The following is a 17,008-nucleotide window of genomic DNA, read 5'->3' on the forward strand; positions in this document are numbered from 1 at the left end:
TCAATACCAAGCGGAGGCGCCCTGCGGCTGATCCCTCGGGCGTGGCGATCCTGATCTTTACCGGGCCGAGATGCCGCGGGCATCCGGGCTGGTCGCGCCTATCGTCGACCGTCAGCGGATCATCGGGAACGGCTGGCCGCGGCGGCCTCCGCCCGGACGAGCATCGCCTTGGTGCGGGTCAGGTCGGACTTCCGGACGCCGGACGCCAGCGAACCGAAGTTCTTCACGGCCTCGTAGTAGACGAAGGCCAGGCTCTGGCAGGGTCCGCGCTCCCACCAGCTCTGCTGGGCACAGACCCGGAGCAGGTCCTGGTAGAAGGCCGTGTCGACGCGGGCCTTGTTCTGCTCGAACAGCCCGAACTGCTTGTAGTTGGAGTAGCCGAAGTCGTGCCGGATGCAGGACGGCCGGAAGTCCCAGCCGAACGGCTGGTCCGGGCTCGCCGTGCACAGGTCGGTCGTCCAGTTGTAGCCGTAGTCGGCCCAGGACGCCTGGTCGGCGCGGGCGGCCAGGAACGCGGACTGGCTGTCGGCGGACGTCTGGGTCCAGGAGTCGAGGACGAAGAGCTTCTGCGCCTGGGTGACCGCCTGCGCCGGCACCGCACCAGCGAGCAGCACGGCCACTGCGAGGGACAACGACAGCGCCACCGTTCCCAAGGCGGTGGCAAGACGACGCGTGCCCATGGCGAGGCTCCTTTACGCCGGGTGGAGGGGCTCCTACCCATCGTCAGAGCCGTTCAACGCCGAGTCAACGCTGCCCGGGTGGCAGGTTGGTGGCAGCTCGGTGGCCGGCCGGTGCTCACCTCAGTGCCGCGGGTCGGTGAGCTCACGGTAGATCGCCAGGATGTGGGCGGCCGTCTCGTCCTCGTCCGGCCAGTTGGCGGCCTGCTTCGGGCCACCGGTGACGAGGCGGCGGCGCAGCATCGGCTCGTCCAGCACCCGCCCCAGCGCGGCCGCCACCGCGGCGCCGTCGCCTGCCGGCACCAGCAGGGCCGCGTCGCCGACCAGCTCGGGGATGCCGCCGACGGCCGTGGCCACCAGCGGTACGCCCGCCCGCATCGCTTCCTGGGCGATCAGCGCCCGCGCCTCCCACTTCGAGGTCAGCACCACCGCGTCCGCCGCAGACAGCAGCGCGGCGATGTCGGACCGGTGGCCCAGCAGCTCGACCGGGAGCTTCTCCTCCTCGATCCGCGCCTCCAGCCGGTCGTGCTCGGGGCCGGCGCCGGCGACGGCGATCAACGGTGGTTCGGCGCGCGTGGCGAGCTCGGCCGCCGCGTCGAGCAGGACGTCGTAGTCCTTCTGTGGTGCCAGCCTGCCCACCGCCAGGATCAGCTCGCGATCGCGGGTGCCGAGCTCCATCCGCACCTCACCCGGCGTACGCAACGGTGGTGGCAGCGGCGGTGCCGCCACCGGCGCGAGCCGTGCGTCGACCGCGCCGAGCCGGCGGGCCTCCTCCACCAGGTCGGACGACGCGCCGAGGACGACCGACGCGCGGCGGACGACGCCGCGCTGCACTCCACGCAACGCGACCCCCGCGGCGCCACCGGTCAGGACGGCGTTGTGCCAGCTCACCACCAGCGGCACGCCACGCCGGCGAGCCGCCGATGCCACGAACCCCGCCGAGTGGCCGTGGGCGTGCACGACGTCGGCTGCCGACAGCAACGGGCGCAGCTCGCTCACCAGCGCCAGCTGGCGTACGGGCGAGGTCTGCGCGGTGATCTCCACCGGAACGAACGGCACGGTGAACGCGAACCGCTCCAGCGTGGCCTGCGGCCCAGCGATCTTGACCTCGCAGCCGGCCTCGGTGAGCCGGGCAGCAAGCGACGCGACGTGCTGACCGATCCCGCCTGTGCTGGGTCCCAGCACCAAGACGACACGCATCCGCTCACCCACCTGACCTCAACCAGCTAGAGAAGCCTCGCCAGCAATTGTCGTGCATCGTCTCGATCGAGCACCGCGACCAGCCCACCAAACACCAAAATCACGCCGACCGCACACACAATCGCACCCGCCAGGGCCAGCCACAGCCCGCCGCCGGTGAAGAACGCACCGATCCGGTACGCCACGGCGCCTGCCAGCACCCCGCCACCCGCGCCCACCAGCAAAGCTCGCGGAAACCCGGCCAGCGCGCCCGCTCCCCCGACACGTACGACACCGAACAACAGCGCGACCGCACCGAGCAGCAGGCCGCAGGACATCGCCGCTCCCAGCCCGGCCGCCACCTGCCCGGTACTGGTCACGACAACCGCCGCCAGCCCGACCATGATCCACCCGAACGCCGTCCCGCCGGCCGCCAGCCCTCCCGCCGACCGGGCGTACAGCAGCCGCCCGGCCAGCGTGACCACGCCGAACGCCGGCACCGCCAAGGCGAAGGCCACCAGCGCGTACGCCAGCGCCTCCGTGGAGCCGCCGCCCGGGCCGAGCACGAACACGCGCGCGACCGGCAGCGCGGTGCCCCCCAGCAGCGCCCCACCGAACGCGCCCGCCAGCACGACCATCCGCAGCGCGAGCGACGCGAACCGCGCGAACGCTTCGGGGTCCAGTGCCGACGATGCCCGCGGAAACGCCGTCGTCGCGATCGGCGCCGCCAGCACGGCGTACGGCAGCATGAAGATCGCGAACGCCCAGGTGTAGAGCGTGAGCGTCCCCTCGGCACCGCGGTGGTTGGCCAGCCATGTGATCAGCAGCGTCGCGCCCTGCTGGGCCAGCAGCGCGATCAGCCCGGCCAGCGCGAGTGACCGGACCTGCCGGCCCGTGCCCTCCGGGAACCGGAACGTCGGCCGGAACCGCAGGCCCGTACGCCGCAGCGGGATCAGGACGGTCAGCGCCAGCGCGACCACGCCCACCGTGGTCCCGGCGGCGAGCACCGGAACGCTGTCCAGCACCGCGTAGCCCACGTACGCCGCACCCACGACCAGGCTGCTGGCCAGCGGCGCGGCCGCCGGAGCGACGAAGTGCCGGGTCGCCTGCAGCGCACCCGACGCGACGACCGCGAGCCCGTAGAACCAGATCTGCGGCACGAACACCAGCAGCATCCATGCCGCGGTGTCCGCGGTCGAGCCACCGCAGCCGGAACGGTCGCCGACCATCAGCCGGGCGTACGGCTCGGCCAGCAGTGCGCCGAGCAGCACGACAGGTGTCAGCGCGGCAAGCGTCCAGGTGAACAGCGCCGACATGATCGTTCCGGCCTGCTGCTTGTCCTGCCTGGCCAGCGCGGCCGACAGCACGGGTACGACCACCGAGGCCAGCGCCCCGCCGGCGACCACCTCGAACGCGACGTTCGGCAGCTGGTTGGCGGTGTTGTACGCGTCGCCGAGGCAGGTGTCGCCCACGGTCTTGGAGAACACGAACCATCGGCCGAACCCGGCCAGCCGCGCGAACACGGTGACGACCGCGACCAGCACGGCCGCACCGGCCAGTCCCGCCAGCCAGCGGCGCCGCGACCGGGTCCGGCCGCCGTCGCTCATTCCGGCCTGGGTGCTGCTACCGGCGGCCGGCGACCGAGCCGGTCGAGCCGATGCAGGGCGGGCGTCTTCTCGATGACCGCCGTGAACGAGACCTTCTCGCTGGCCAGCACCAGCGCGCTGACTCCGCCGAGGAGCCCCAGCCGCACACCACGCGGAGCCCTGGCCGCGGCCACCACGCCGAGCGCTGCTCCGAGCGCGTTCGCGCCGCAGTCGCCGAGCATCGCCTGCTCGGACAGGTCGTCGGGCAGCAGCCCGGCGGCGGCTCCGATCGGCGCCGCGACCACTGGAGCCGCGGGCCCGAGCAGCGCCGGCGCCGACGCCAGCACGACCGCCTTCAGCGCGCGCCCCGGCCGTAGGTCGAGGAGGTTGACGAGGTTGGCCGAGCCGGCGATCAACGCCCCGTCGATCAGCGCGTCCAGCGTCATTTCGAGCGGCGAGGCTTCGTCGCGGCGCAGGATCACCCCGGCGGCCAGCCCGCTCATCCCGATGCCGACGAGCTTCACCAGCCCGCCGGTGACCTCGCCGCGGCGCAACGCCGACAGGTGTCCCTTGAGTCCCTTGGACGCGGCCGAAGCCGTGTCGTTGTCGTCGTACCAGCCGACCACTCCGCTGCCGCTGACCGCGACCAGGACCGCGACACGCTCACGTACCGACAGCCCTGGCGTGGCCACCGCACCGGCCGCCGCGCCGGCGACAGCCGCCGGGCCCAGCAGCAGGCTCACCGGCTCGCTTCGGTGGTTGGTGCGGTCCCAGCGCTGGGTACCGCCGGGCGGAGCCGACCGCAGCGCGCGGTACGCGAGCCGCCCGGCCACACCCGCGACAGCGGCACCGGCCAGAACGGCCCCAGCCGTACGCAGGAACCTGCTCACGACCCGCTCGCGAACTGCGGCAGCGCGCCATCGGTCGTGCCGACCGAGCCGTACTGGCCGACCTTGCCGCCCAACTGCTCCACCAGCGCCCAGATCACGGCGACCTGGCCGCTCGGCAGGTTGGCCGCATCGACCGACGAGACCTTCTGCGCGGCCCGGCCGTCGGAGCGCAGCGCCGACAGCGCGCCGCTGTCTTCCGCGGCGCTGGCGTCGCCGGCCATCACACAGCCCTTGCTGGCCTCGTCGAGCGCCCGGCACAACGCGACCCAGGCCTGGTTCTCCTGGTCGGCGAGCTTGGCGTCGACCTTCGGGGTATCGGGAACCTTCGGCGCGACCAGCACGGCCAGGTCGGCCCGGCCGAGCTCGTCGGCGTCGGCCTTCACCAGCTCGCCCTCGCCGAACCCGCTCATGATCGTCGTCGTGGCGGAGTCGGGCTTGGAGGCGGTCTCGTCCTTCGTGACGACCGCACGGGCCAGCAGCGCACCGGCACGGTCGTAGGCCGAGCCCTGGTCGGGCAGCTGGACATCGCCGGTCGCGAGCTGCGAGGCGAGGTCGTCGAGGAACTGCCGCTGCTGCGGGTCTGCCCACTTCGGCGTGACCTGCACCGTGCCGGTCACGGTCGCGCCGGACTCGGTGAGCGCGTCACGCATGCCCTTCACCACACCGTTGTCGGACTCCGGGAGCACGACGAGCACCACGCGCTGGCCGTTGAGGCGGTTCCGGATCAGGCCCGGCGCCACCTCCGAGGCGAACGCGTCGCGGTACTTGTCGATCTGCTCCATCTGCTCCATCTGCTTGCGCAGGTCGTTCTTCTCCTTGCCGAGCTGCTCGACACTGCCCCGCAGCTGAGCGTCCAGGCCACCCTTCATCGGTCCGGCACCCAGTGCGATCCCGACTGCCAGTGCCAGGAAGATGGCGGCGATCGTCACCAGGAAGTAGCGGAAGTCGATCACGAGAACAACCCTCGTAGCCAGTAGAAGAGGTCGGTCAGCCGAATGCTCCCGAACTCGAGCCAGGCCTGTCCCATCGGGGTCGCCGCCAGCGCGACACCGAGCGCGAGGAGGCCGGCCAGCAGCAGGACGACGAGGTGCCAGGTCTGGATCCGGGCGCGGTAGAGCCGGCTCACGCCCTTGGCGTCGACCAGCTTGCCGCCGACCCGCAGCTTGGTGAGGAACGAGCTGGCCATGCCCGAGCGGCCCTTGTCGAGGAACTCGACCAGCGAGCTGTGCGTGCCCACGGCGACGATCAGCTCGGCGTCCTTGGAGTCGGCCAGCAGCATCGCGGTGTCCTCGGAGGTGCCGGTGGCCGGGAACACCACGGCTTCCAGGCCGAGCCGCTCGAGGCGGTCCAGCCCGGGCGCGCGACCGTCGCGGTAGGCGTGGACGACCAGCTCGGCGCCGCAGCGTAAGGCCGCGTCGGAGACGGAGTCCATGTCGCCGACGATGACGTTCGGCTTGTAGCGCGCCTCCAGCAGTGCGTCGGCGCCGCCGTCGACGCCGATCAGAACGGGGTTGTACTCGCGGATGTACGGCCGCAACATGTCGAGGTCTTCGCGGTAGTCGTAGCCCCGGACCACGATCAGCACGTGCCGGCCCTCGAGGTTGGTCTCGATGTCGGGCACGCCCACGCCGTCGAGCAGCAGGTCGCGCTCGCGGCGGAGGTATTCCATGGTGTTGGCCGCGAACGCCTCGAGCTGCGTCGACAGCCCGGCACGCGCTTCGGACACGGCCTTCTCGACGGACTCCGGCGTCTGTTCGATGCCGAACGCGATCTCCTCGTCGCCCTTGAAGAGCGTGCTGCCTTCCAGCCGCAGCCGGTCGCCGTCGCGTACCCGGGCGAACACGTCGAGGCCCACGTCGTCGACCAGCGGGATGCCGGCGTCCATCAGGATGCCGGGCCCGAGGTTGGGGTAGCGGCCGGAGCTCGATGGGGCGGCGTTGACCACAGCGGAAGCACCGCTCTCGACCAGGGCTTCGGCACTCACCCGGTCGAGGTCGAGGTGGTTGACGATCGCGATGTCGCCAGGCCGCATTCGCTTGGTGAGGTTTTTCGTGCGTGTGTCGATACGCGCCGGACCCGTAATGCCAGGGAGAACGGGCGAGCGCGGTCGGCGCAGGGTCGGCAGTTTCATCGTGTTCCGCATCCTGCCACGCGCAACCAGGCCGTGCGGACAGGTCGCTGGTGTGGCGTTCGTTGGGAACCGTACGTGTCGATCATGCCCCAGTACGGGCCACGCCCACAACGCTCGCCCAACGCTTAACGATGTGGTTAAATGATGCCCGTGACCTCAGCAACACTCGACCGCGACGTGTTCGACGGACTCGCACACCCGATCCGCCGGGCGATCCTCGAGCTGCTCAGCCACCGGCCACGGCCCGTGGGCGAGCTGGCCGAGACGTTCGACGTCAGCCTGCCGGCGATCTCCCGGCACCTGCGCCTGCTCCGCGAGAGCGGGCTGGTCCGCGAGACCGTGCAGGGCCGCTATCGCGTCTACCACCTGCGACCGGAACCCATGGAGGACGCGCTGCAGTGGATGCTCCAGCTGCGCGAGTTCTGGTCTTCCGGCCTGACGTCGCTCGGTCGATACCTGGACGAGAAGCACGGCACCCGGACAGAAGACGAGGACGTTTGATGGCACCGATCCGGCACAGCGCCGAGTACCCCTATCCACCCGAGCTCGTCTGGGCGGCCCTGACCGACCAGGACGCGATCCGCGAATGGCTGATGGACAACGACTTCGAGCCGGTCGTCGGGCACGAGTTCACCCTGCGAATGCCGCCGAAGCCGGGCTTCGACGGAGTGATCCACTGCCGGGTGCTGCGGGTCGAGCCGCCCCGCGAGCTGGTCTACACCTGGACCGGCGGCTGGGTGAGCCGGCCGACGACCGTGACCTGGAAGCTGACCCGGACCTCGACACCGACCGGCGACGGCACGCGACTCGAGCTCGAGCACGACGGCCTCGACCAGGGCATCGCCGGGCGGATTCTTTCGTGGATGCTCGGCAGCGGCTGGGGCCGCATGCTGCGGCGCAAGCTGCCGGCCGTCCTCGCCTCCACCGCCGCGGACGCGGGCGGCGGGGACGCCCGATGAGCGCGGAGCCGATGATGTTCACCGCCACCCTCGCGCCCGATGAACGCGGCCGGGCCTGCCTCACAGCGCTCTCGCGAGACGGCGAATGACCACGTTAACCACGGCTTTGGGTGCTTAACGTGGTCATTAGGTGCCTCGCCACGTGACGCGCGCTTCGCCACGCTGGACGGTGCCTCGCCACGCCAGCAGGTGCTTCGCCACGGCCCGGGGCGTGGTTAACCCGCCAAACCCGTGGTTAACGTGGTCATTCGCACGGCAGTACAGGTCAGCTGTCGGAGAGGTCTCGGTCGTCGTCGGTGTGGCTGGTGTGCCGCCAGTAGGCCAGCACGCTCACCTGGTCCTTGGTGAGGCCGCGCTCCTTGCGGAGGTGGTGGCGGATCTCGTTCATCGCGCGGATCTCGCCACCGCCCCAGGCGTAGACCTGCTCGCCGGAGGGCAACGAGAGCTCACGTACGGCGTCGATCAGCAGGCCGGTGGTTCCGACAGCGGACGAGCCGCGGTGGATCCACCGCACGTCGACGTCGGCGGCACACTCGAACGGCAGCTCGTCGTACTCGTCGGTGACCTCGACGATCGCGCGGACCTTGGCGCCGGCGGGCAGCGACTCGCAGATCGAGCCCAGCGCCGGCAGGCCGGTCTCGTCGGCGACCAGCAGCCGCCAGGTCGTGTCGGACGGCGGTTCGAACGCGATCCGCGGGCCCCACACCGCAACCTCGTCGCCGGGCTTGGCGCGCGTGGCCCAGGCCGAGCCGACGCCCTCGTCGCCGTGCAGGACGAAGTCGAGGTCGAGCTCGCCGAGCTCCGGACGGTGCTTGCGCACGGTGTAGTAGGCGCCGACCGGCCGCTCGGCCTCGGGCATCGCGCGGTAGCCGTCCCAGGTGAACGACGAGTCGATCGTGAGCTGGGTGCGGCTGGCCGGGGGCAGCAGGACGTAGACGAACTGGTCCGGCCCGGCGCTCTGGAAGCGGCCGAGATCGCCGCCGGCGAGCGTGATCCGCGCCATCCGGGGCGTGAGCAACTGCGCGCGGGCGACCCGCGTGACGTAGGTCTTGCAGTTGGCGATGACGTCTTTGCGGCGTCGTCGCTGCGCCACTGCCTGGTCGGCCATGCCCGAACACCCTTCTGCCGGAAGTTTGGCAAGCCTAACCTACCCGGCTATGGGTGACGAATGCCTCGGGGTGACCGTTATCTGACGGCCGCTACCGGCCCTACGCGGGTCGCAGCCCGGCGCCGAGCAACTCGTCCTTGACGGGCAGCAGCTCGGTGATCACGAGCCCGATCAGGTCTTCTGAGACTCCGCGTGCCCGCAACGCCTCGGCGAGCTGGCCGAGCGCGTTGTCGACGTGGATCGAAGGGATTTCGGCCGGGAGAACGTGGTGCTCGCGCAGCCTGGCGATCGGCGGGTGGCCGCCATTGGTGGCGGGCCCGCCGAGCGTCGCGGACAGGAAGGTGTACAGCTGGGGCTTGACCACGGCCGGATCGAGGTCGTGGACGTAACGGGACAGCGCCGGGTCGGCGAGCGCGCGCAAGCAGAACTCGTCGACCGTGGCGGTCAGTCCGGGCCGGCCGCCGAGTTGCTCGAAGAGCGTCACCATGTCCTCAGCGTGGGTGCGGCCGGTTCCGACCGGATCACATGTGCCGAAAGCGATTGTGAGCAAGTCTTCACTTCGGATCCCACCTCGCTGTGAGCTTGATCACCTATCTGGTGCCAAGCACCTTGAACCCGGCAAGGCGTTTCTGGCCATGATCGGAATGGTCGAAGCGGACCCTGACGTACCGGCCGAGGCCACTGAACCTGGCCGGCTGCGTGGCCGCCGTCGGCCCGTCGCAGCGGCGGTCGACGACCGTCGTCCAGTGGCGGCGATCCTTGGAGACCTCGACCGTGTAGTCGTGCCGGCCGGCCCGCTGGAACGTCAGCTCGACGCCGGTCAGCAGCCGCCAGCGGCCGAGGTCGACCGTGCACGTCCTGCCCTGGCAGGCCAGCCGGCGCCCGGCGGCCAGGTCACGCGGGCTGTCGCCGGCGGTGTAGCGGGTGTAGTTGCCGAGCCGCTTGGGCTCCGGCAGCGGCCGCCCGGTCACCTTGGCGTCCAGGTCGCAGGCACCGTTGCTCTTGATCGTGACGGTCTGGCCCTGGACGTACTCGATGACCTCCTCCTTGTCGTCGCCGCAGAAGTCGGCGTGCCACAGTCTCGCGGCGGAGTTCAGGACGCTGATCACCTCGCCGCTGCCGTTCATGATCGTCGTGGGCTCGCCGCAGCCGCGGTTCCAGACCATGATCAGGTCGCTGTAGTCACCGGTCCAGTTGTGGATCGGTTCGGGGATCGAGCCCCAGCAGCCGCGGGTCGTACGGGCTTCCTTCCAGACGAAGTCGCCGTTGACGTCGAGCAGGAACAGGCCGTCGTAGCCCTGCGCGCTGCGGTCGATCCGGTCCAGCCCGAGCGACTCGAGACCTGGCAGCGACGGGATGAAGTCGCCGGTCATGATGTTCTGCGTCTCGACGATGTTCTCCTGGCGCCAGACCTGGGTGCCGGTACGGATGTCGAACGCGATCGCGGCGTCGCCGCCCAGCATCAGCTCCGGGTCGCTGCTGCCCGTGATGTCGGTGATCCACATCGAGTCTGTGTGGCCGGGTGCGTCGTAACGCCAGATCAGCTGACCGTCGGGGCCGACCATGTCGTAGCCGATCATGATCTCCTGGCGACCGTCGTCGTCGATGTCGTACGCCCAGGGGTAGTGGCCGGTGTTGCCGGCGTGGGTCCAGAGCAGCCTGCCGTTGGTGTCGACGGCCCAGGCCTGCTCGTAGCGGTTCTTCAGCAGGATCTCGCGGGCGGTGCGGCCGCCGCTGAGGTTGACGAACTGGACCGCGTCGTGGGCCTGCGGGTCGGGCAGCGCGAAGTCGCGGACCAGGCGGCCGGTGCGGCCGTCGAAGACGTAGAAGCGGCCGGTCTGGGTGACGTCGCCGCCCGGATGCATGATCGCGACGACCTCGTTGTCCCCGTCGCCGTCGACGTCCCAGATCTGGGCGGGGATGTCGGATCCCTGGTTGCGGCCGGCGGGATCGACCTGACCGGCCTGCCAGAGCAGGCCCTTCTCCAGGTCGTACGCCGTGAGCGCGGCGACCAGCGCACCCTCGAACCGATCGTCGGCGACGAAGTGCGGCTGCATCATGACGACATCGAGCCGCCCGTCACCGGTCACATCGCCAATCAGCGGCCGAGCCCCTCCCCCGGCAGCCGACGTGTCGAACGTGGCGACCACGCTCGGCTCGATCGTTGCTGCCGCACTCACCGCACTTGTGCCCTCGCCGGCCGTCGAAGCAGACGCCGTAACAACGCTCGGCGCCAGCATGCCGACGACCGCGACCCCTGCCACCACTGCGTACTTCGCGAGTCTCATGCCGTCCCTCCCCTCCGCCCGCCCAGTGTGGGCAAGCGGTTTCCCTCTCCTGCCCGGGGAAGCTAGGCCGACCGGAGAACAGCGTCAAGCAGCGCGGAATCGAACCCGGCATCGAAATTCCAGCCTTGGCGACAACACCAGAGCTAATGGGCAAGAGTGGTTCCGATGCACCGCAGGTGACCCACCGGCACTTGGACTACAGCAGGTCCCATCTCTGCCTGCAGTGCCTCACGTAGTCGTGCCGGATGGCGAAGTGTGTGCTCGCCGGCGTGCGGGGGCGCTGTCTGTTCGGTTTGGTGTCGAGCCACACGTTGTGCCGACGCTCGATGTCCGCGCTGAGCCAGTCCGCCGCCGCGACATAGAAGTCGGGCACGTCATTGCCAAGGTCCACCAGGATCACCGCTGTGGTGTCGTCGGCGAACGGCCGCTTGAAGTCGGTGACCTGCCAGTCACCTGCCCTCTGCGACATGACCTGGACCAACCGGCCGTTGACTCTCAGCCGGTACCGACGTCCTTCGTCGATCACCACCACGCTGTTCCGATGGACGACAGCCTCGGCGGCGGCGAGGAAACAAGCGGCTTGGTGGCACTGATCGTTGCTGAGGCCCTGGAATCTCACCGAGCATCCACCTCCGATCGCTCCGCCGCGAACCAAGCCTCGCTGGATTTGGGCGGGCGCCTCGGCTACCCCGCGACCTGCTGGATCGCCTCGGTGATCGGGGTGTCGCCGCCGACCAGTTCGAGGATCTTGCGGCTCGTCGACGGAGTGTCGAGCAACGCGGCCAGCACCGTCGCCACGTCGTCGCGGGGGACTTGGCCGGGGGCGACCGATGCTGCCAGTGTCACGCGGCCCGTACCCGGGTCGTCGGTCAGGCCGCCTGGGCGCAGGATGGTCCAGTCGAGCGCCCGCATACGCAGGTCTTCCTCCGCCGCCAGCTTGGCCCGCAGGTACGCCACGAACACCTCGCCGACCCCATCGGGCGTCCTGCCATCGCGCACGCTGTCGACATTTATCGACGACACCTGCAGGAACCGGCGTACGCCGGCTTGCGATGCAGCGTCGGCCAGCAGCGCCGAGGCCGCCCGGTCGACGGTGTCCTTGCGTTCGATCCCGCTGCCCGGCCCGGCGCCGGCCGCGAACACCACGGCGTCGGCCGCGTCGAGCACCACGGCGAGTGGATCGACCGCGGTGTCTTCCAGGTCGAGGAGGACCGGCAGCACACCGGCCTTCACCAGGTCAGGTTCGTAGGAAGGATTGCGAACGATCCCGATCACCTGATCGCCCCGCTCGGCGAGCAGCCGCCCGAGCCGCAACCCGATCTTCCCTCGTGCACCGGCTATCACGATCCGCATGCCTGTGGTTATACCGGCCCACCCGGCTTTGACACATCCGTGACCGGCTAGGGCCTGGCTCCCCATCCCAGGTGGATAGCGAGGACGGTCATGGCGCCACGCTCGCAAGGCGGACGGAGTCGTTCGTGTCGGGAATACGGGCGATCTTCGTCCAACGCAGCGAGCGTGGATGCCAGGGCCGCCGCAGCCCGCCTGGGGTGGGGAGCCAGGCCCTAGGGCCACGCCGACTCGGAGCCGAACGCCCGGACGGCCATCGCGTCGAGCGCCGCCGACTCCCCCGACTCGGTGAACGCACACTGGGTGCGGCCGGAGTCGCTGCGCAGGAAGCCGCGCCCCACGCCGTAGTCCATCCAGCGCAGCACCGACGCCTCGGTCACGCGGTACGGCGAGAGTGTCCGGCCCGCAGCGACCACCATCGGCTCGACCGCACCGAGGGCGACGTAGGTCAGCACGTCGCGGTCGGCGACGCTCACCTCGAGCGAGTCGTCCTGGGTGAGCAGCGCGGCGGACACCAGCTCGGCGATCGCGACCTCGATCTCGTCGCTGCCGAGCCAGCCGCGCGCCTCTGGGTCGGCCCACCAGCTGGCGGGCTTGGTGCGCTCGACGAGCCGGGGTACGGCGAGGCCGGTGACGTCCGACCGCTGCCGTGGGCCCGCGAACGCCCAGCGCACCAGCCGGGCGTGGCGTACGGCCGCGAGCGGAGTGCGGCCGCCGAACGCCTGGCCGGGCGTGGTGAGCCAGCGGGTGGTCAGCTTCGTCCGCCGGGCGGTGTCGCCCGGAACGTACGTGCCGGCCGCGACCTCGGTGTCGAGCAGCCGGACCGCCTCGCTGTAGGCCCGCGCCTCGACCTCTGTCGGCGACGTGCTCCAGGCCAGCAGGTCGGTGTCGGGCGGCGTGGTGCCGGTCCGCGCGAACGCCAGCCGCGCCACCCGGTGACCCTCGGCGGACGAACGGGCGTAGGCGGCGAAGATCTCGTCGAGCTCCGGCTCGCGAGCCAGCGCCGCCAGCGTCGGCCGGCCGGCGAGGTCGAGCATGTCGGCCAGCGCCTCGGCCATCCCCGGCCACTCGTCGGGCGAGACTCCCCAGGCGCGCGGGAGATAGAGCCAGAGCAGCCCGCGTACGTCACTCGGACTCAGGTCGGCGAAGTCGAGCGAGTCGCCACCCAAGTGGTCGAGCACCTTGCGGGCGTGGCTGCGCTCCGGTTCGGTGAACCGGGCGATCAGCTCATCGTGGCGACCCATAAGCAAAGCATCACATCCCCGGAAGCCACCTGAGCCGATACCACGCCCGCCGGGCGCGGCGAGGTCAGTGCGTGAGCACCTCCGCGACCGGTTCACCGGCCGCGGGCACGCGTACGGCCGGCTTCCGCCAGCGCAGCAGCAGCGCGATCGTGAGCATGCCGAGCGCACCGAACGTGATCACCGCGGCCATCGGCACCGCGGTGCCCGTACCCGCGATCCCGATCAGCGGGCCGGCGAACGCGCCGATCACGAACTGCGACATGCCGACGAACGCCGCCGCCGAGCCCGCGGACTCCGGGTGCTGGTTCAGCGCCGACGCGCCGGAGTTGGACAGGACCAGGCCGATGCTCGACATCAGCACGAACAACGGTGCCGCCAGCCCGGCCAGGCCGAACAGTCCGGTCGAGGTCGTGAACAGCAGCGACAGTGCCGCCAGCGCCGACATCGGCACCGCTCGGGTCAGGATGGTCTGCGGCGAGATCCGCAGCACCAGCCAGGCGTTCAGCTGGCTCGTGATCACCATGCCGACGGCGTTCAGGCCGAACAGCAGCCCGAACGTCTGCGGCGAGACGCCGTGCACCTCCTGGTACGCGAACGGCGAGCCCGAGACGTACCCGAAGATCATCACGAAGCCGAGCGTGCTGATCGCGGCGTAGGCCAGGAACACCTTGTCGGCCAGGATCCGCCGGTAGGTCCCGACGGTGGCCCGCAGCCCGCCGCGCACCCGCCGCTCGACCGGCAGCGTCTCGCGTACGAAGAACGTCACGACCATCGTCAGCACCACGCCGAACGCGGTCAGAACCCAGAACAGCCCGCGCCAGCCGGTCAGCGTGAGGAGCTGCCCACCGAGGGTCGGGGCCAGCACCGGCGCCACACCGATCACCAGGATCAGGCGCGACATCACGCGCGCCACCATCGGCCCTTCGACCAGGTCGCGCAGCAGCGCCTGGGACAGCACCGCTCCCGCGGAGCCCGCGAGGCCCTGCAGGAAACGGCCGAACGTCAGCGCCTCGATCGTCGGTGCGAAAGCGCAGACGAGGGAGGCCACGGAGTACAACGACATGCCGACCAGCAGCGGCTTGCGCCGGCCGATCGCGTCCGACAGGGGTCCGACCAGGATCTGGCCGACCGCGAGGCCGACCAGGCAGGCCGTCAACGTGAGCTGGACCATCGACTCGCTCGTCGACAGCTCACGGGTCAGCGTGGGAAACGCAGGCAGATAGAGGTCGATCGACATCGGGCCAATGGCCGTGATCGTGCCGAGCAGGAGTACGAGGGGAGCGATTTTGGGCGTAGGGCGTGCGGATGGTGAAGGCACAGGGGTACTCCGAAGCGGATCGGGGTGAGCGAGTGGTCGGACGGGAGCAGCGCTGCCCATGAACGTCGACAACGTCCATGGTGCAGCGCTGCTTCCCAGAAGTGAACCCCGTTTCAAGAGTTCACAGTGGATTTACTTGGCCCCCTGAGCAGTCGCCCTTCAGTGCTCGACCGCGAGCCGCCGGTTCAGCAAGCCGAAGCTGACGGCGAACAGCGCGGCGACGCCGGCGCCGATCGCGGTGATGCCGAAGCCCAGCTCGTATCCCGTGACCGACGGCACCGGGGCGGTCGGCAGCACGTGCGCCGCGAGGATCGCGGCAGCGACCGCGCCGGAGATGCTGGCGCCGAGCATCCGGACCAGGCTGTTCACGCCGCTGGCCACCCCGGTCTTGGAGTGGTCGACGTGCTCGATCGCCATCGTGGCCAGCGCGGAGTACGCGAGCCCGATACCGATGCCGAGCAGCGCCATCGCGATCAGCATGTCGGCGACGTGCCCGTGCGACAGCACCAGCCACAGCTCCGAGGCGCCGGTCAGGGCGGCGCCGATCGCGACGACGTACGGTGCGGAGATCCGCCGGATCAGCCCGCCGGACGCCGGCGAGACGATCATCATCAGCAACGAGGCCGGCAGCAGGATCAGTCCGGCCTGCAGCACGGTCGCGCCGAAGCCGTATCCCGCCGCCTCCGGCGTCTGGACGAACTGCGGTGCCAACGAGAACCCGCCGAACATCGCGAACCCGAGCAGCATCGAGGCGACGCTCGCGCCGATCGTGCCGCGGTGCGTCAGGAGGCTGATGTCGACCAGCGGCTCCTTCGTACGCCTCTCGACGAGGACCCAGACGGTGAACAGCACGACCGACGCGGCGAACAGGCCGAGGATCCGGGCGGACGCCCAGCCCCAGCTGGCGCCTTCGGTGATTCCGAGCAGCAACGTGACCAGGCCGCCGGCCAGCAGGATCGCGCCGGGGATGTCCGGACGTCCGCCCTGCGGCGGGGTCGGGTCCTTCAGGAAGATCAGGCCGAACACCAGCGCCAGTACGGCCAGGGCGGCGATCACCCAGAACACCGCGCGGAACCCGCTGGTGTACTGCGCGATCACTCCGCTCAGCACCAAGCCGACCCCGCTGCCGATGCCGATCGTCGCACTGATCGTTCCGATGCCGGTGGCGAGCTTCTCTCTCGGGAGCACGCCACGGACGACGCCGATCGCCAGCGGGATCACAGCGACCGAGAAGCCCTGCACCACCCTTCCGAGCAGCAACGTCGGCAGCGATGTCGACAGCCCGGCGATCACCGAGCCGGCCAGCAGCAGGACGAACGAGGTCAGCAGCATCCGGCGGCGGCCGTACATGTCACCGAACCGGCTGAACAGCGGCGTCGCGACCGCCCCGACCAGCATGCTGATCGTGAACGTCCAGCTGACGGCCGTCACGCTGGCTCCCAGTTCGGACTGCAGCCGCGGGAGCAGCGGGAGCACCGCGCTCTGCTGGATGACGGTGACCGCGGCGCCGAACGCTGCCGCGATCACCACCGACCAGCCAGGCTTCGCGCTGGTGTCCAGGTCCGGGTCCAGCTCGGGGCTCAGGCCGGCTGCCGGCCCAGCTGTCGACTCTGGGGAAGGTCTCAGTCCGGTATCGGCTTCGGGCAGTGACTGTGCCTGTGCCATGTCAACCCTTCGTATTAGATAACTTAGGTAGGTAACCAACGCCAGGTAGGATACATACCTAACTTAGGTAATTGTCAAGGAGGTTCTGCCGTGCACGACACGAGCGACGACTTGCTGGAGGCGGTCAGCTCGGTCAGCCGGCTGACCCGCACGCTGCGGAGGTCCGGCCTGTACGAGCGGGCCAGCGTCGAGGCCGGGATCGCGCTCGACCGCACCGGCCTGCAGATTCTCGGCATCATCCGCAAGGCCGAGGAGCCGCTGAGCGTCAAGGAGATCGCCGAGGCGATGCAGGTCGAAGGCCCGCACGCGACCCGGCAGGTCCACAAGCTGGTCATACGAGGCCTCGCCACCAAGACCATCGACCCGGACGACCGCCGGGTCGCGCGGATCGAGCTCACGCCAGAGGGAACCGCCCTGGTCGACCGCTACCACGCGGTGATCAAACGCTGGATGCGCGAAGCCGTGTCCCACTGGCCCCACGACGAGCGTCAGCTGGTCTGCCTGCTGATCAACCGCTGGGTCGACGACATCGAGGCCTACTTCGACAAGCTCGACGGCCAGCCGCTCCCCCGGCCCGCGAGCCAGGCATCGCCGACCTGAACGACCACGGTTG

General features: G+C 70.3%; 17 protein-coding genes. 3 read left to right on the top strand and 14 right to left on the bottom strand.

Annotation, left to right across the window (positions count from 1 at the left end; translation table 11 throughout):
• Window positions 1-119: 119 nt before the first annotated feature.
• From ACYVF6_RS23950 to steA, 6 genes are all read right to left on the bottom strand, one after another.
• Complete coding sequence (locus tag ACYVF6_RS23950) at window positions 120-680, bottom strand: phospholipase (RefSeq protein WP_460524735.1); 561 nt, start codon at window positions 678-680, stop codon at window positions 120-122.
• A gap of 120 nt (window positions 681-800) precedes the next feature.
• Window positions 801-1,877 (bottom strand): glycosyltransferase family 4 protein, encoded by a 1,077-nt coding sequence (locus tag ACYVF6_RS23955; RefSeq protein WP_460524736.1) that lies wholly within the window; start codon window positions 1,875-1,877, stop codon window positions 801-803.
• Between the two features lie 26 nt (window positions 1,878-1,903).
• Window positions 1,904-3,463: a murein biosynthesis integral membrane protein MurJ gene (murJ, locus tag ACYVF6_RS23960; protein ID WP_460524737.1), complete on the bottom strand. Its 1,560-nt coding sequence runs from the start codon at window positions 3,461-3,463 to the stop codon at window positions 1,904-1,906.
• Window positions 3,460-4,332: a hypothetical protein gene (locus ACYVF6_RS23965; RefSeq protein WP_460524738.1), complete on the bottom strand. Its 873-nt coding sequence runs from the start codon at window positions 4,330-4,332 to the stop codon at window positions 3,460-3,462. Before ACYVF6_RS23965 ends, murJ begins: the two co-directional genes overlap by 4 nt.
• Window positions 4,329-5,285: a copper transporter gene (locus tag ACYVF6_RS23970; RefSeq protein ID WP_460524739.1), complete on the bottom strand. Its 957-nt coding sequence runs from the start codon at window positions 5,283-5,285 to the stop codon at window positions 4,329-4,331. Before ACYVF6_RS23970 ends, ACYVF6_RS23965 begins: the two co-directional genes overlap by 4 nt.
• Entirely contained in the window at window positions 5,282-6,475 is a 1,194-nt protein-coding gene (gene steA, locus ACYVF6_RS23975) for a putative cytokinetic ring protein SteA (RefSeq protein ID WP_460524740.1), read from the bottom strand. Before steA ends, ACYVF6_RS23970 begins: the two co-directional genes overlap by 4 nt.
• Window positions 6,476-6,613: 138 nt before the next feature.
• Here steA and ACYVF6_RS23980 point away from each other — a divergent pair, with 138 nt between their 5' ends.
• Together ACYVF6_RS23980 and ACYVF6_RS23985 are read left to right on the top strand one after the other, a co-directional pair.
• Window positions 6,614-6,964, top strand: coding sequence for an ArsR/SmtB family transcription factor (locus ACYVF6_RS23980; protein ID WP_460524741.1), 351 nt, complete (start codon window positions 6,614-6,616; stop codon window positions 6,962-6,964).
• On the top strand, window positions 6,964-7,422 hold the full coding sequence (locus ACYVF6_RS23985; RefSeq protein ID WP_460524742.1) for an SRPBCC family protein: 459 nt from the start codon (window positions 6,964-6,966) through the stop codon (window positions 7,420-7,422). The genes ACYVF6_RS23980 and ACYVF6_RS23985 overlap by 1 nt, the downstream gene beginning before the upstream one ends.
• 265 nt (window positions 7,423-7,687) lie before the next feature.
• Here the strand turns inward: ACYVF6_RS23985 and ACYVF6_RS23990 are convergent, their stop codons facing one another.
• The 8 genes from ACYVF6_RS23990 to ACYVF6_RS24025 form a co-directional block, all read right to left on the bottom strand.
• Window positions 7,688-8,530: a siderophore-interacting protein gene (locus ACYVF6_RS23990; RefSeq protein ID WP_460524743.1), complete on the bottom strand. Its 843-nt coding sequence runs from the start codon at window positions 8,528-8,530 to the stop codon at window positions 7,688-7,690.
• A 100-nt stretch (window positions 8,531-8,630) separates the two neighbouring features.
• Window positions 8,631-9,017 (bottom strand): globin domain-containing protein, encoded by a 387-nt coding sequence (locus tag ACYVF6_RS23995; RefSeq protein WP_460524744.1) that lies wholly within the window; start codon window positions 9,015-9,017, stop codon window positions 8,631-8,633.
• 103 nt (window positions 9,018-9,120) lie between these two features.
• Complete coding sequence (locus ACYVF6_RS24000) at window positions 9,121-10,818, bottom strand: rhamnogalacturonan lyase family protein (RefSeq protein ID WP_460524745.1); 1,698 nt, start codon at window positions 10,816-10,818, stop codon at window positions 9,121-9,123.
• 196 nt (window positions 10,819-11,014) lie between these two features.
• Window positions 11,015-11,437 (bottom strand): hypothetical protein, encoded by a 423-nt coding sequence (locus tag ACYVF6_RS24005; protein ID WP_460524746.1) that lies wholly within the window; start codon window positions 11,435-11,437, stop codon window positions 11,015-11,017.
• Window positions 11,438-11,502: 65 nt separating this feature from the next.
• The gene (locus ACYVF6_RS24010; RefSeq protein WP_460524747.1) at window positions 11,503-12,171 is read right to left on the bottom strand and encodes an NAD(P)H-binding protein; all 669 of its coding nucleotides are present in this window, start codon (window positions 12,169-12,171) and stop codon (window positions 11,503-11,505) included.
• A gap of 212 nt (window positions 12,172-12,383) precedes the next feature.
• Window positions 12,384-13,412, bottom strand: coding sequence for a hypothetical protein (locus ACYVF6_RS24015; RefSeq protein ID WP_460524748.1), 1,029 nt, complete (start codon window positions 13,410-13,412; stop codon window positions 12,384-12,386).
• Between the two features lie 64 nt (window positions 13,413-13,476).
• The gene (locus tag ACYVF6_RS24020) at window positions 13,477-14,730 is read right to left on the bottom strand and encodes a Bcr/CflA family multidrug efflux MFS transporter (protein WP_460524749.1); all 1,254 of its coding nucleotides are present in this window, start codon (window positions 14,728-14,730) and stop codon (window positions 13,477-13,479) included.
• A 159-nt stretch (window positions 14,731-14,889) separates the two neighbouring features.
• Entirely contained in the window at window positions 14,890-16,395 is a 1,506-nt protein-coding gene (locus tag ACYVF6_RS24025) for an MFS transporter (protein ID WP_460524750.1), read from the bottom strand.
• A gap of 90 nt (window positions 16,396-16,485) precedes the next feature.
• On the opposite strand from ACYVF6_RS24025, the gene ACYVF6_RS24030 reads away from it, so the two are divergent.
• Window positions 16,486-16,995 (top strand): MarR family winged helix-turn-helix transcriptional regulator, encoded by a 510-nt coding sequence (locus ACYVF6_RS24030; RefSeq protein WP_460524751.1) that lies wholly within the window; start codon window positions 16,486-16,488, stop codon window positions 16,993-16,995.
• Window positions 16,996-17,008: the final 13 nt, after the last annotated feature.

Source organism: Flindersiella endophytica, from assembly GCF_054779015.1.